At 74.1% G+C, this 14864-nt stretch carries 12 protein-coding genes; 7 read left to right on the top strand and 5 right to left on the bottom strand.

From position 1 onward, the window contains the following. The first annotated feature begins 12 nt into the window (after positions 1-12). Positions 13-1410, top strand: a complete 1398-nt coding sequence (locus ABZW17_RS16805) for an FAD-binding oxidoreductase (RefSeq protein WP_354814219.1) — start codon at positions 13-15, stop codon at positions 1408-1410. A 4-nt stretch (positions 1411-1414) separates the two neighbouring features. Here the strand turns inward: ABZW17_RS16805 and ABZW17_RS16800 are convergent, their stop codons facing one another. Together ABZW17_RS16800 and ABZW17_RS16795 are read right to left on the bottom strand one after the other, a co-directional pair. Then, the gene (locus tag ABZW17_RS16800; RefSeq protein ID WP_354814571.1) at positions 1415-2056 is read right to left on the bottom strand and encodes a response regulator transcription factor; all 642 of its coding nucleotides are present in this window, start codon (positions 2054-2056) and stop codon (positions 1415-1417) included. Then, positions 2053-3156: a histidine kinase gene (locus ABZW17_RS16795; RefSeq protein WP_354814217.1), complete on the bottom strand. Its 1104-nt coding sequence runs from the start codon at positions 3154-3156 to the stop codon at positions 2053-2055. The genes ABZW17_RS16800 and ABZW17_RS16795 overlap by 4 nt, the downstream gene beginning before the upstream one ends. Before the next feature lie 98 nt (positions 3157-3254). Between ABZW17_RS16795 and ABZW17_RS16790 the strand changes: the two genes are divergently transcribed. Both ABZW17_RS16790 and ABZW17_RS16785 read left to right on the top strand, forming a co-directional pair. Then, positions 3255-4109, top strand: coding sequence for a M23 family metallopeptidase (locus ABZW17_RS16790; protein ID WP_354814215.1), 855 nt, complete (start codon positions 3255-3257; stop codon positions 4107-4109). 205 nt (positions 4110-4314) lie between these two features. Continuing rightward, on the top strand, positions 4315-5367 hold the full coding sequence (locus tag ABZW17_RS16785) for a DUF4192 domain-containing protein (RefSeq protein WP_354814213.1): 1053 nt from the start codon (positions 4315-4317) through the stop codon (positions 5365-5367). A 62-nt stretch (positions 5368-5429) separates the two neighbouring features. Here ABZW17_RS16785 and galE read toward each other — a convergent pair whose 3' ends face one another. The 3 genes from galE to ABZW17_RS16770 all read right to left on the bottom strand — a co-directional run bounded on the left by galE (position 5430) and on the right by ABZW17_RS16770 (position 8407). Further along, positions 5430-6410: a UDP-glucose 4-epimerase GalE gene (galE, locus tag ABZW17_RS16780; protein WP_354814211.1), complete on the bottom strand. Its 981-nt coding sequence runs from the start codon at positions 6408-6410 to the stop codon at positions 5430-5432. Positions 6411-6509: 99 nt separating this feature from the next. Next, entirely contained in the window at positions 6510-7694 is a 1185-nt protein-coding gene (galK, locus tag ABZW17_RS16775; protein WP_354814209.1) for a galactokinase, read from the bottom strand. Continuing rightward, complete coding sequence (locus ABZW17_RS16770; RefSeq protein WP_354814207.1) at positions 7691-8407, bottom strand: metal-dependent transcriptional regulator; 717 nt, start codon at positions 8405-8407, stop codon at positions 7691-7693. Before ABZW17_RS16770 ends, galK begins: the two co-directional genes overlap by 4 nt. A 198-nt stretch (positions 8408-8605) precedes the next feature. On the opposite strand from ABZW17_RS16770, the gene ABZW17_RS16765 reads away from it, so the two are divergent. The 4 genes from ABZW17_RS16765 (at position 8606) to ABZW17_RS16750 (ending at position 14766) form a co-directional block, all read left to right on the top strand. Further along, positions 8606-9451, top strand: a complete 846-nt coding sequence (locus ABZW17_RS16765) for a sulfurtransferase (RefSeq protein ID WP_354814205.1) — start codon at positions 8606-8608, stop codon at positions 9449-9451. 316 nt (positions 9452-9767) lie between these two features. Continuing rightward, complete coding sequence (locus ABZW17_RS16760; protein WP_354814203.1) at positions 9768-10937, top strand: acetoin utilization protein AcuC; 1170 nt, start codon at positions 9768-9770, stop codon at positions 10935-10937. A 2-nt stretch (positions 10938-10939) separates the two neighbouring features. Then, positions 10940-13621 carry a GNAT family N-acetyltransferase gene (locus ABZW17_RS16755; RefSeq protein ID WP_354814201.1) on the top strand — a complete coding sequence of 894 codons (2682 nt, stop codon included), beginning with the start codon at positions 10940-10942 and terminating at the stop codon, positions 13619-13621. A gap of 2 nt (positions 13622-13623) precedes the next feature. Further along, positions 13624-14766 (top strand): serine hydrolase domain-containing protein, encoded by a 1143-nt coding sequence (locus ABZW17_RS16750; RefSeq protein ID WP_354814199.1) that lies wholly within the window; start codon positions 13624-13626, stop codon positions 14764-14766. Positions 14767-14864: the final 98 nt, after the last annotated feature.

Here is a 14864-nt window from a genome sequence, read left to right as displayed (position 1 = left end):
AGAGGACCCGCCATGACCTCGACCGCCGAACCCACCTTGGAGAGCCTGCGCACCCGGCTGTCCGGCGCCGCGTTGATCGACGGCGACGCGGGTTACGACGTCGCCCGGGCGGTCTGGAACGGCGAAATCGACCGCCGCCCGGCCGTCGTGGTGCGGCCCGCCGGACCCGCGGACGTGGCGACCGCGCTCGCGTACGCCCGCGAAGCCGGCCTCGACGTCTCGGTGCGCGGCGGCGGGCACAACTTCGGCGGCGCCGCGGTCGTGGACGGCGGGCTCTGCCTCGACCTGAGCTCGCTGGACGCGATCAGCGTCGACCCCGACGGCCGGACCGCCCGGTGCGGCGGCGGCGTGACGTGGGCACGGCTCGACGCGGCCACGCAGGAGTACGCGCTCGCGGTGCCCGGGGGCACGGTCAGCCACACCGGCGTCGGCGGCCTCACCCTGGGCGGCGGCTTTGGCTGGCTGACCGGCAAGCACGGCCTGTCCTGCGACAACCTGCGCTCGGCCGAGCTCGTCACCGCCGACGGCGAGATCCTGCGCGTGTCCGCTTCGGAGCACCCGGACCTGTTCTGGGCGCTGCGCGGCGGCGGGGGCAACTTCGGCGTCGTGACCGAGTTCGAGTTCCGGCTGCACCCGGTCGGCCCGATCGTCCACCTGGGACTGTTCTTCTACGGCCTCGACGACGGCGTGGCCGCCCTCGGGCACGCCCGCGAACTGCTCGCCACGCTGCCGGGGGACCTGGGCGTGCTGGTCGCCGGGCTCAACGCGCCGCCCGCGCCGTTCGTGCCCGGCCGGTTCCACTTCCGGCCGGGGTACGCCGTGCTGATCGCCGGGTTCTCGGGGGAGGAGCAGCACGCCGAGGCCGTCCGGGCGGCGCGGTCGGGGCCGGCGCCGCTGTTCGAGTTCGTCTCGCCGATCCCGTACGTCGAACTCCAGCGGATGCTCGACGAAGCCGCGCCGTGGGGCATCCTCGGCTACGAGCGGGCCGTCTACGCCGACGCTTTCACCGACGAAGTCGCCGAGGTCATCGCGGAGTTCCTGCCGCGCAAGGCGTCCCCGACGTCGATCGTGCCGATGTTCGCGCTGCGTGGCGCCTACACCGACGTCGCCGACGACGCGACGGCGTTCGGCGGGCCGCGGCGGACGAGCCTGGTCGTGAACCTCACCTCACTCGCCGCCGACCCGGCGGCCTTCGCTGCGGACCGGGCGTGGGTGCGCGAGTTCTGGACGGCGCTGGCGCCGTTCGCGACCAACCCGGCCGGCTACGTCAACTTCATGGCCGAGTACGAAGCCGACCGCGTCCGGGCGTCCTACGGGCCGGGCAAGTACGAGCGGCTCGCCCGGATCAAGGCGGCGTACGACCCGCGGAACGTCTTCCACCACAACGCGAACATCACGCCCGCGCCGTGAGTGCTCAGCCGGCGATGCCGGCCCGGTAGGCGAAGGCGACGGCCTGCGCACGATCGCGCAGGCCGGCCTTGGCGAACAGGTGGTTCACGTGGGTCTTCACCGTCGCCTCGGTCACCACCAGCGTCCGGGCGATCTCGGTGTTCGACAGGCCCGCCGCGATCAGCCGCAGCACTTCGAGTTCGCGCGCGGTCAGGCCTTCGACCTCCTTGACGCGCGGCGGGGCGGTGCGGGCGGCGGCCTCGACCAGCCGCCGCTGCAGCTCACCGTCCACAGTGGACTGGCCGGCGGCGGCCGAGCGCAGCGCCCGCGCGATGGACTCGGCGTCGGCGTCCTTGGTCAGGAACCCGCGGGCGCCGGCCCGCAGCGCGGCCAGCAGCGCTTCGTCGTCGGCGTAGGTGGTCAGGACGACGACCTCGGTGCCGGGGTGCTCCGCGCGGATCCGCTCGGTGGTCTCGACGCCGTCGCAGCGCGGCATCCGCAGGTCCACCAGCACGACGTCGGGCCGGTGTTCGGCGACGAGGCCGAGCGCGGCGAGCCCGTCGGCCGCGGCGCCGACCACCTCGATGCCCGGCAGCAGCCCGAGCAGCGTGACCAGGCCTTCCCGGACGACCGCCTGGTCGTCGGCCAGCACGACCCGCAGCGTCACGCCGGCACCGTCAGGTGAATCCGCCATCCGTCCTCCCCCGGCCCGCTCTCCAGCCGCCCGTCGAGCAACGCGACCCGTTCGCCCATCCCGCGCAAACCGTAGCCTGCCGCCGGCGCGTCCGGCGGGCGCCTGCCCTGCCGGTCGGCCACGGTCAGGTGCACCGCGGCCTCGGCGTAGTCCAGCGTGACGTCGACGTCGGCGTGCGCCGCGTGCTTGCGGGTGTTGGCCAGCGCTTCCTGCACCGCGCGGACCAGGGCGGTGCCGACGGCCGGGGCGAGCTCACGCGGCTCGCCTTCGACGATCAGGTCCGCCCGGGTGCCGCTGTCGAGCCGGTACGCGGTGAGCAGGTCGGCGATCGCGCGTTCGACCGGGACGGCGTCCTCGCGCAGGGCGGCCACCGCCTTCCGGGCCTCGGCCAGGCCGTCCGCCGCCAGTTCCTGGGCGCGTTCGATCTGGGCGAGGGCGTCCGGGCTCGCGCCGTCGCGCACCAGCATCAGCCGCGCTCCCTGCAGGTTCAGCGAGAGGCCGGCCAGCGAGTGCGCGAGGACGTCGTGCAGCTCGCGGGCGATGCGGGCGCGTTCGGCGAGGGCGGCCGCGCGGGCGTGCTCCTCGTTGGCGGTCTGCGCGCGGGCCAGCGCCAGCTCGGTCTGTTCGATGCGGGCCAGCCGCGCGCGCCGGTTCAGCCCGAGCAGCACGATCACGACGACGACCGCGTACGTGGGCAGCGCGCCCTGCCAGGTGCCGTGCAGGACGGCCCAGCCGGTGATCGCGGCCAGGTCGATCGCGACGGCCAGCACGATCGGGCCGGTCCGCTGCTTGAGGACGACGAAGAAGGTGGTGCCGAACATCGTCACCGACGCCCAGCTGTTCGGCACGACCGCCAGCAGGGTGGCCGCGGCGGCGATCACGGCGAGCGCCACGACCGGCGCCCACCGGTGCGCGGCGGCGTCGTGCAGCCACAGGACCGGGACCGACAGGACCAGGGTGAGCCCGATCAGGACCCAGGCGAGGGTGTTCGCGCGGGGCATGGCGGCGAACATCGGCCCGGCGACCAGCGCCCAGCGCAGCCAGTCCTGCGCCTGGGGTCGTCCGATGGCCATTTCCGGGAGTCCCTCCGCGGGGTGCTTGTACGGAAAATGTACCGGTGCGGGCTTGTCTGGGCGGCGTCAAGATGTCCCGTTTGCCAGGAGGTTCTCCCATGTCCAGGTTGCGACGGCTCGCCCTGCTCGCCGCCGCCGCGGCGCTGCCCGCGCTCGGCCTCACCCTCGCCGGCCAGGCGGCCGCCTCGGCCGCGCCCAACTTCCAGGTGCCGTTCAAGTGCGGGGTCACGGTGACCGCGGCGACGTTCAGCGACCACAACCCGCAGTACTCCGTCGACTTCCAGAAGGACGGCATCACGGGCATGCCGGTGCTCGCCGCGGCGTCCGGCACCGTCACCCGGGTGGAGGACAAGGGGGCGACCAGCTACGGCAAGTGGATCGAGGTCGACCACGGCGGCGGCTGGAAGACCCGGTACGCGCACCTGTCGGTGCAGGAGGTGTCCGTCGGCGCGTCCGTGACCGGCGGCCGGGAGATCGGCAAGGCCGGCGCGACCGGCGGCGTCACCGGGCCGCACCTGCACTTCGAGGAGATCCTCAACGGCGTGGTGCAGAAGGCGAAGCTGAACGGCACGGCGGTGCCGTACTTCGGCCACACGAACTTCACGAGCAAGAACAACTGCGGCGGCAACCCGTACTCCGCCGAAGAGGTCTGCGGCGACGGCTTTTCCGTCGTCGACCAGCAGGCCCTGGCGAACTCGTCGGGCACGGCGTACCTGCTGTACAACGCGTCCACCCAGGCGAACTGCGTGACGACGCTGAAGGCCACGTCGCTCGGCACGGCCAGCGCGGTCTCGGCGTTCCTGGAGGTCCAGGGGGCGGCGCGGGTGACGGATTCGGGCAGCTTCACGTACTACGCGGGGCCGGTGAAGAAGACCGCCGGCGCCACCTGCGTGAAGTGGGGCGGTTCGGTGGGCAGCAACACCTACGAGAGCGGGTTCGAGCACTGCGGCTGACCCGGTTGACCTGCGGGGTCCTGGCCGGCTGGACCGCGCGAAGGAAGCCGTGTCCGGCCGGTGGGGCCGGGCAGCATAGCCCGCCCCACCGACAGGAACGCCCCGCCCGGCCCCCGCCGGGCGGGTTCTGTCCACATCGGCCCCGTCCATCCACAGATTTGCCGCCACCGCCCCAGCCGGCCCCGTCCTGCCCCATCGTGGAGGCATGACCACCGCCACCCCGGCCGGCCGTCCGCCGGCCGACCTCCGAAACCCCGCGCAGCTGCTGGCCGCGCTCCCGTACCTGATGGGCTTCCGGCCCGCACGGTCCGTCGTCCTGATCGGCCACCAGGACCCCGGGGACCGGGACGCGGGCCTGATCCTGCGCGGCGATCTCCCGCGCCGGGAACACCGCGTCCACCAGGCCCAGGCGCTGGCGTCCCGGTTCGCCGCGGGCCCGCACACGGGCGTCAGCCTGGCGATCGTGGGCGGCCGGCGAAGACCCGGCGGCCCGCCACCGCACGCGGGCTTCGTCGACGTCCTGACCGACGAGCTGGCTCGGCTCGATCTCCCGGTCGTGAACGCGCTGTGGGCGGCGACCATCAAGGAGGGCGCACGCTGGAGGTGTTACGCGAACCCGGAGTGCGGCGGCGAGCTGCCGGACCCCCGCACGACGGTGGCGGCCGCCGCCGCGACCGAACGCGGCACGGTGGCCTTCGACAGCCGTGATGAGCTCGAAGCGCTGCTGGCTCCACGCTCACCGGAAGCGCTGGCCCGCAGATCGGCAGCGTTGGCGCGGGTGCCGTGCCCGGACGTGGCCGAGGCGCTCTCGGCGATCCGCGCGGCGTTCGAGCGCCACCGCCGCGGCGAAGGCCCGCCGACGGACGAGGAAGCGGTGACGGTGGCCGGCGCCCTGGCCCTGCCGGAGGTCCGCGACCTGTGCCTGGCGATGGCGGTACCCCCGGAGACACCGGTGGCGCAGGAGGCCGAGCAGGTGTGGCTGACGCTGGTCCGCGAGATCCCCGCACCGGAGCGAGCGCAGCCGGCGGTGTTGCTGGGCTTCACGGCGTACATGCGCGGCGACGGAGCCTTCGCCGGGATGGCCCTGGAAAACGCGTTGGCGGCCGCCCCGGACCACGTGCTGGCGAGGTTGCTGAAGACGGTCCTGGACCGGGGAACCCCACCCGAGGTCATCCGCGGCCTGGCCGCGGCGGCCGCCGACCCGGTGTCGGCGCTGGGCCTGCAACCGGCGGATTTCGACGCGGAGCGGGCGGTGTGAGAGCTGTCCACTTCGGACCGGCGGGACGCGCCGGTCCGAAGTGGAGGGCCGCCGGTCGTGAGTCAGCCTCGCCGCGACTGGGTGAACTCCCAGGCGTCGCGCACGATCCCCGCCAGGTCGGTTCGCTCCGGCTTCCACCCGAGCTCCTCGCGGGCCCGGTCACTGGCCGCCACGAGCACCGAAGGGTCGCCCGCGCGGCGCGGGGCCACCGCGGCCGGTACCGCGTGGCCGGTCACCTCGCGGCACGCCTCGATCACCTCGAGAACGGAGAATCCGGTGCCGTTGCCCAGGTTGTAGATCCGGTGCTCACCCGCCGTGGCGTGCTTCAGCGCCAGCAGGTGCGCGTCCGCGAGGTCCACCACGTGGATGTAGTCGCGGACCGCCGTGTGGTCGGGCGTCGGGTAGTCGTCACCGAAGATCTGGATGCGCTCGCGGTCGCCCGTGGCGACCTGGAGGACGAGAGGAATGAGATGGGTTTCCGTGGTGTGGCGCTCGCCGAAGGTGCCGTACGCGCCCGCGACGTTGAAGTAACGCAGGCTGACCGCGGCCAAGCCGTGCGCGCCCGCGAAGCTGGTGATCGCGTGGTCGATGGCCAGCTTGGTGGCGCCGTAGGTGTTGGTCGGCCGGGTCGGCGCCGTCTCCGGGATCGGCGACTGCTCCGGTTCACCGTAGGTCGCCGCGGTCGAGGAGAACACCAGCCGGGGCGTGCCGTGCTCGCGCATGGCCTCGAGCAGCCGCAGCGACGTGACGACGTTGCCTTCCCAGTACTTCGCCGGATCCGTCATCGACTCGCCGACCAGCGACTTCGCCGCGAAGTGCAGCACGCCGTCGAAACCCTCGCCCAGCAGGCTGCCCGCCACCTCGGCGGCGTCGCCCTCGATGAACCGCGCGTCCGGGTGGACGGCGTCGGCGTGCCCGGTGGACAGGTCGTCGACGACGGTGATCCGGTGCCCGGCCTCGATCAGCCGGGCGGCACAGACACTGCCGACATACCCGGCTCCGCCCGTCACGACCAGCTTCAGGGCGTTGCTCTGCTCCGACACGTCCAGGCCTTCCTGCCGAGGGTGACTGTGCTCCACAGTCTTCCCCCTGGCCGACGCGCGGGTCCGCCCGGGGGTTGCCCCGGACGGACCCGCGCGGCCTCAGACCTCGTCGCGGCCGGCGCCGCGGGAAGGCACCGCCGTGAACATCCGCGGGCGCCGGTAGCCGGCCTTTTCGTACGCCGCGTCGACAGCTGCCTTGACCCCGGCCAGGTCGGCGTCGCGGACCAGCGCGATCGCCGAACCGCCGAAGCCGCCGCCGGTCATCCGCGAGCCGAGCGCACCGGCCGCCCGTGCCGCGTCGACCGCGAGGTCCAGCTCGGCCGTGGAGATCCGGTAGTCGTCGCGCATGCTGACGTGCGAGGCGTCCAGGTACGGCCCGATCTCGGCGAGCCGGCCGGCGCGCAGCAGCTCGACCGTCTCGAGCACCCGCTGGTTTTCGGTGACCACGTGCCGCACGAGCGGCGCCAGCTCGGCCGGCAGCCGGCCGAGGGCGTCGTCGAGGCCCTCGACGGTGACGTCGCGCAGGGCCTTCACCCCAAGCAGCTCGGCCGCCCGTTCGGTGCCGCGGCGGCGCTCGCCGTAGCCGCCTTCGGCGTGCGAGTGCTTCGTGCGGGTGTCCATGATCAGCACCTGCAGCCCGGCCTCGGCCAGGCCGAACGGCACCTGCTCCTGCTCGCCCGAGCGCACGTCGAGGAACAGGACGTGGGACTCGGTGCAGCAGAGGGACGCCGTCTGGTCGAGCAGCCCGGTCGGGGCCCCGACGAAGTCGTTCTCCGACCGCTGCACCCACCGCGCCACCTGGGGCCGTGTCGGGACGCGGTCGCCGGTGCCGTCCAGCTCCAGGCCGGCCAGCCCGAGCAGGGCCAGCGAAACCGCGCATTCGAGCGCGTGGGAGGAGGACAGGCCCGCCCCCGACGGCACGTCCCCGGCGACGACCAGGTCGGCGCCGGCCGTGAAGCCCTGGTCGCGCAGCACCCAGGCGACACCGGCCGGGTACGCGGCCCACCCGTCCACCGTGCCCGGCGCCAGGTCGGCGATCTTGAGCTCGCCGGTGCGCTGGATCTGGCCGTCGTCGCCCAGCGTGGCCACGGTCAGGACGCCGTCCTCGCGCGGTGACGCGGCCGCGGCCAGCCGGTGCGGCAGGGCGAACGGCAGCACGAAGCCGTCGTTGTAGTCGGTGTGCTCGCCGATCAGGTTCACCCGGCCGGGCGCCGACCAGACGCCGGCCGGCGCGGTGCCGTGGACCGTGCGGAACGCCGCCACGGCGTCCGAAGCGGGGCTCATCGGGCCTGCGCCAGGACGGCGTGCAGCGCGGAGCTGGCGACCTGGGCGGTGGTGTCCCCGCCGGTGACCTCGATGGTGCCGCCGCTGGCCTTGCCGATGGTGACGGTGCCGCCCGGCACGATGCCGACGGACTTGAGCTCGGTCATCAGCGACTCGTCCAGCTGGACGTGTTCGGCGATGCGCCGGATCTCGACGCGGCCGCCGCCGGTGCGGGCGAACTCGTCGAGCCGGACCAGGTCGGCCTCCGCGGGCGGCGCGGGGTCGCCGTCGCCCAGCTTGTCCAGGCCCGGGATCGGGTTGCCGTAGGGGGAGGTGGTCGGGTGGTCGAGCAGCTTGACCAGCTTGCGCTCGACGGCCTCGCTCATCACGTGCTCCCACCGGCACGCCTCGTTGTGCACGTGCTCCCACTCGAGCCCGATCACGTCGACGAGGAGACGCTCGGCGAGGCGGTGCTTGCGCATCACCGCGATGGCGAGTTCGCGGCCGTGGTCGGTCAGCTGGAGGTGCCGGTCGTCGGCGACCACGACCAGCCCGTCCCGCTCCATCCGGGCGACGGTCTGGCTCACGGTCGGGCCGCTCTGCTGCAGGCGCTCGGCAATGCGGGCGCGCAGCGGAACGACACCTTCTTCTTCGAGCTCGTAGATGGTACGCAAGTACATCTCGGTGGTGTCGATGAGATCGTTCACGCTGTCCCCTTCGTCCGCGTTGCTCATCGTAGTCGTTGACCCCGGCAGCGGCGGCGGGCCTCGGGCGTAACAACGCCCATGGTGACCGACCCGGCCGGACGGCTTCGCGGCGACGGTCACGTGCCGAGCGGGGACGGCCTGCTCCCGGCCGGATCGGCGACCGGCCGGTGGGGGAGGGTCCGCACCCCGGCGCGGCCGGGCGGGCGGCCGCTGGAAGATGGAGGCATGCGTCCGCTGATCAGCACCACCGACCTGGCCACCGCGCTGGCCGGCCCGGCCGGGGACCGGCCCGTGGTCCTCGACGTCCGCTGGCGGCTCGCCGGCCCGCCCGGCGCCGACTCCCACCGCGAGGGCCACGTGCCCGGCGCGGTGTTCGCCGACCTCGACCGCGTGCTGGCGGCCGAGCCGGGCGACGGCGGCCGCCACCCCCTGCCCGACCCGGCGGACCTGCAGCGCGACCTGCGCGCGGCCGGCGTCCGCGCGGGCGCGCCGGTGGTGGCCTACGACGACGCGGACGGTTCGGTGGCGGCCCGCGCGTGGTGGCTCCTGCGCTGGGCCGGCCACGACGAGGTGGCGGTCCTCGACGGCGGTTACGCGGCGTGGGCGGCCGGCGGCCACCCGGTGAGCACGGAGGAGGTGCACCCGGAGCCGGGCGACATCACGGTCCGCCCGGGCGGGATGCCGGTCCTCGACGCGGACGAAGCGGCCGCCCTCGCCCGCGACGGCCTCCTGCTCGACGCCCGCGCACCCCAGCGCTACACGGGCGAGACGGAACCGGTGGACCCCCGCCCGGGCCACATCCCGGGCGCGGTCAACGCCCCGTTTGCGGCCCACACGGACAACGGCGGTCACTGGCGCACACCGGAGGAGCTGGCGGCGAGGTTCGCGGAGCTGGGCCTGCGCCCGGGCGAGCCGGTCGGCGCGTACTGCGGCTCGGGGGTGACGGCGAGTTCGGTGGTGCTGGCCCTGGAGCTGGCGGGCCACCCGGCAGCGGGCCTGTACGCGGGCTCGTGGTCCCACTGGTCCCGCGACCCCCACCGCCCGGCAGCAACCGGCCCCCTCCCCGGCTGAGCAGCACCGGCCGAGCCGCGCCCGCCCAGCTGCGCCTGCCCCGGCGCGCTGGGCGACCCGCGCTCGGCCGAACTGAGCTGGGGCGGTTCCGGTGCGCTGGGTGACCCGCGCTCAGCCGATCTGAGCTGGGGCACCTCCGGCGCGCATGGCGATCCGCGCTCGGCCGAACTGAGCCGGGGCGGCTCCGGCGCGCATCACGCCCCAGCCAAGCCGGGGCAAGCCGCGTCGCCACCGGCCGTCCGCCGTGGTCTGATCGGCAACCCGCCGGGCTTTCTCACTCCACGGATCGCCGCCGTTCGCACTACAGTCGGGTGGTATGTCGCCGGCCGTTGTTTGGGACCGTGCTCTGCTGGGTTACGACCTCGGTGGGGAGCACCCCTTCAATCCCGTCCGGCTGGAGCTCACCGTCCGGCTGGCCACCGAGCTCGGCGTGCTCCGAGACGTCGAACTGCTCGTTCCCGCCGCCGCCGGGGACGAAGAGCTCCTCCGGATCCACGCCCCCGAATACCTCGCCGCCGTCCGCGAGGCTCCGCTTGTCGGGTGGGATGTCGGGCACGGGCTCGGGACTTCCGACAACCCCGTCTTCTCCGACATGCACGACGCCTCCGCCCTCGTCGTCGGGTCCACGCTGCTCGCCGCGCGGAAGGTCGCCGAAGGGGAAGCCAGAAGGGCCGTCAACATCGCCGGGGGCCTGCACCACGCCATGCGGGACCAGGCCGCCGGGTTCTGCGTCTACAACGACTGCGCCGTCGCCATCTCGTGGCTGCTCGACCACGGCTTCGAGCGCATCGCCTACATCGACACCGACGTCCACCACGGCGACGGCGTCCAGGCCGCCTTCTACGACGACCCGCGCGTCCTGACCATCTCGATGCACCAGCACCCCTTCACGCTCTGGCCCGGCACCGGCTACTCCGCCGAGACCGGCCGCGGGAAGGCCGACGGCACCGCCGTCAACGTCCCGCTGCCCCCGCGCACGAAAGACCCCGGGTGGCTGCGGGCCTTCACCGCCGTCGTCCCCTCTCTCCTGGCCGACTTCGAACCGCAGCTGCTGTTCACCCAGTGCGGCGTCGACTCCCACGAAGAAGATCCCCTGGCCGACCTCTCGCTGTCCGTCGACGGCCACCGCACCATCTACGCGACCCTCCGCGAACTCGCCGAGACCTACGCCGGCGGCAAGTGGATCGCCGTCGGTGGTGGGGGCTACCAGCTCATCCGGGTCGTCCCTCGCTCGTGGACGCACCTGATCGCCACCGTCCTCGACCGGGACGTCGACCCGGCGACGCCGCTGCCGCCCGGCTGGGTCGAAACCGTCACCCGGGCCGCGCCGCACGCCGAACTCCCGCGCACCATGTCCGACGACCGCGACACCGGGTTCAAGCCGTGGGGCGACGGCGAGGACGACCCGGTCGACATCGCCGTCCGGGACACCCGCCGCGCCGTCTTCCCGCTGCACGGCCTCGACCCGGACGACCCCAGGGACTGACCATGGCCGGACGGGACCCCTTCGACTACCCCCGCGGCTGGGAGGCCGACGTCGTCCTGTCCGACGGCGGCACCGTCCACCTGCGCCCGATCGTCCCCACCGACGCCGACGGCCTGGTCGCCTTCCACGCGAAGCTCTCCGAGCGCACCCGCTACTTCCGCTACTTCGGCGCCTACCCGCGGATCCCCGAAAAGGACCTGAAGCGCTTCTCGACCGTCGACCACCACGACCGGGTCGCGTTCGCCGCCTTCCTGGGCGACGACATCGTGGCGGTCGGCCGGTACGAACGGCTCGACCACGGGCCGTCAGCCGAAGTCGCCTTCGTCGTCAGCGACGCCCACCAAGGCCGCGGGCTCGGCTCGATCCTCCTCGAACACCTCGCCGCCGCCGCGTCGGAATGCGGGCTGCGGCGGTTCGTCGCCGAGGTGCTCGCCGAGAACGCGGCCATGGTGCGCGTCTTCCGCGACGCCGGCTACCAGGTCAGCCGCGAGATCGAGGAAGGCGTGCTGCACCTCGAGTTCGACATCGACCCGACCGAGGAGTCCCTCGCCGTCGCGCGCTCGCGCGAGCAGGCCGCCGAGGCCCGCAGCGTGCACAATCTGCTGCACCCCGCCTCGGTCGCGGTGATCGGCGCGTCCGCCGAGCCGGGCAAGGTCGGCCACGTCGCCTTCGTGAACCTCCTGGCCGCGGCCTTCACCGGCACCGTCTACCCGGTCAACCCGGAGCACCGCGCGATCCGCGGCGTCCGCGCGTACCCGTCCGTGCTGGACATCCCGGACCCGGTCGACCTGGCCGTCGTCGCGGTGCCCGCCGAGGCCGTCGAGTCCGTTTTGGACGCCTGCCTGGCCAAGGGCGTGAAGACGCTGCTGATCCTGTCCAGCGGGTTCGCCGAAGCCGGCCCGCACGGCCTGCACGCCGAGCTGCGGCTGGTCGGGGAGGCCCGGGCGCACGGCATGCGCGTGGTCGGCCCGAACGCCCTCGGCGTGCTCAACACCGCGCCCGGCATCCGGCTCAACGCCACCCTCGCGCCGCGGCTGCCCGGCCGTGGGCGCACCGGGTTCTTCTGCCAGTCCGGCGCGCTGGGCACCGCGATCCTCGCCGACGCCGAGTCGCGCGGCCTCGGCCTCTCGACGTTCGTCTCGGCCGGCAACCGCGCCGACGTTTCCGGCAACGACCTGCTGCAGTACTGGGAGACCGACCCGGACACCGACCTCGTCCTGCTGTACCTGGAGTCCTTCGGCAACCCGCGCAAGTTCGCGCGGCTGGCGCGGCGCCTGGCCCGGACGAAGCCGATCGTCGCGGTCAAGTCCGGGCGGCACGCGGTCCGGCCGCAGCTGGCGGCGACGTCGACGGAGATCGACGAGGCCAGCGTCCAGACCCTGTTCGAGCAGGCCGGGGTCGTGCGCGTCGAGTCGCTGGCGCAGCTGTTCGACACCGCGCTCGTGTTCGCCCACCAGCCGCTGCCCGCCGGGCCGCGGGTCGGCATCGTCGGCAACTCCAGCGCGATCGGGCTGCTGGCCGCCGACACCGCGCGGATGCAGGGGCTGCGGCTGGCGTCGGACCCGGTGGACGTCGGGCCGCAGGCCGGGCCGGAGGAGTTCGCCAAGGCCGTCCGCGAGGCCCTCACCTCGCCGGAGACCGACGCGCTGGTCGTCGTGTTCGCGCCGCCGGTGGCGATCCCCGGCACCGCGTACGCGCGCGCCCTCCGGGAGACCGTCGTCGAACCGGGGGAGCGCAAGCCGATCGTCTCGACGTTCCTCGCCGCCGAAGGCGTCCCGGACGAACTCGCGGTCTTCACGGAAGACGGCGTGCCGACGCGGGGCTCGATCCCGTCGTACCCGAGCCCCGAACGCGCGGTGAACGCCCTCGCCCGGGTCGTGCGGTACGCCGCGTGGCGGCAGCGCCCGCAGGGCACGCTGGTGCGGCCGCAGGGCATCCACACCGAACAGGCGCAGGGCATCGTGCGCGAGCTTCTCGACGCCGACGGCGGCAAGACGACGCTGCTCTCCGACGCCGAAGTCGTGCGGCTGCTGGACTGCTACGGCGTCGACGTGGTGCCCTTCCGCATCGTGTCCACTGTGGACGAAGCGGTCGCGGCGGCCGGCGAGCTGGGCTACCCGGTGACGCTCAAGGCCGTCGACGAACGGCTGCGCGGCCGCCCCGACCTGGCCGGTGTCCGGCTCGACCTGGCGTCCGAGGACTCGGTGCGGAACGCCTACGAGACGTTGCGCGAGGTCTCCGGCGACGACGAGGTGTACGTCCAGCGGATGGCGCCCAAGGGCCTGTCGTGCGTGATCGGGCTGCAGGACGACCCGTCGTTCGGCACGCTCGTCTCGTTCGGGCTGTCCGGTTTGGTCAGCACGCTGCTGGGCGACCGCGCCTACCGGGCCGTGCCGCTCACCGACGTCGACGCCGCGACCCTGCTGCGTGAGCCGCGGACGGCGCCGCTGCTCACCGGCTACCGCGGCGACGAGCCCGCCGACCTGGCCGCGCTGCAGGACATGGTGCTGCGCGTGGCCGCGCTGGCCGAGGACAACCCCGAGGTGCGGTCGCTGGTGCTGGACCCGATCCTGGCGTCGCCGGACGGGGCCTTCGTCGCCAACGCCCGCCTGGTACTGGGGCCGCCGCCGTCGCGGCCCGACACCGGCCCGCGCCGGCTGCGCGCGATCAACCCCCTGGACTGACCGTGTCCGAACTGTCCGAACTGCTGACCCGGCACACCGGCGACCTCCCGGGCGCGGTGGCGCTCGTGGCGCACGGCGACCACGTCGAAGCCGCGGCGGCCGGTTCGGCCGACGCCCCGGGCACCGTGCCGATGGCCCGGGACTCGCTGTTCCGCATCGCGTCGCTGACCAAGCCGATCACCGCCGCGGCCGTCCTGCTGCTGGTCGACGACGGCGACCTCGCCCTGGACGACCCGATCGCACGGTGGCTGCCGGAACTGGCGTCGCCGGTGGTCGTCCGGACGCCGGGCGGCCCGGTCGACGACGTCGTGCCGGCCGTCCGCCCGATCACCGTGGCCGACCTGCTCACCTTCCGCTGCGGGTACGGCCTCGCCGCCGACCTGACGCTGCCCGCGGTCGACCTGCTGCTGCAGGTACTGGGCCACCCGGCCGCGTCGCCGCGGGCGCTGGCGCCGGACGCGTGGCTGGCGGCGCTGGCGCAGGTGCCGCTGCTGCACCAGCCGGGCGCGGCGTGGCTCTACGACACCGCCTCCGACATCCAGGGCGTGCTGATCGCGCGGGTCGCCGGCCGCCCGCTGCCGGAGTTCCTGGCGGAGCGGCTGTTCGAGCCGCTCGGCATGGCCGACACCGGGTTCACCGTGCCGACCGCGGCGCTGGGCCGCTTCACCAGCGCCTACCGCCGCGGCGAGGAGGGGCTGCGGCTGATCGACTCGCCGGAGGGCCGGTGGAGCGCGCCGCCGCCGTTCCCCTCGGGCGCCGGCGGGCTCGTCTCGACGGCCGACGACCTGCTGGCGTTCGCCCGGTTGCTGCGCGACGGCGGCACGGCGGACGGCCACCGGCTGCTGGCGCGCGAGTCGGTGCACCGGATGACGACCGACCACCTGACGCCGGCCCAGCGCCAGGCCGCCCGGCTGTTCCTGCACGGCCAGGGCTGGGGGTTCGGTGGTTCGGTCGACGTCGACCCGACGGAACCCTGGGAGGTCCCGGGCCGCTACGGCTGGCTCGGCGGCGCGGGCACGGCCCTGCACCTGGTCCCGTCGACCGGCACGATCACGGTGCTGCTCACCCAGGTCGAGCTGACCAGCCCCGCCCCCACCCCGCTGATGACGGAGTTCTGGACCCACGCGGCCCCCAGCGGGTCGTGAGTGTTTAGGCGGGTTCTAACCCGCCTACCAGGTCGTAGAGGGCGGCGACGTCGACGCCCTCGGTCAGGTCCGGCAGCTCCAGGGTCGGCAGGTCGGCC

It is taken from the genome of Amycolatopsis sp. NPDC004625, assembly GCF_040609695.1.
GTDB lineage: Bacteria > Actinomycetota > Actinomycetes > Mycobacteriales > Pseudonocardiaceae > Amycolatopsis.
Note: the sequence above shows the minus strand (reverse complement) of the source record. Positions and strands in the feature narration are given on the sequence as shown.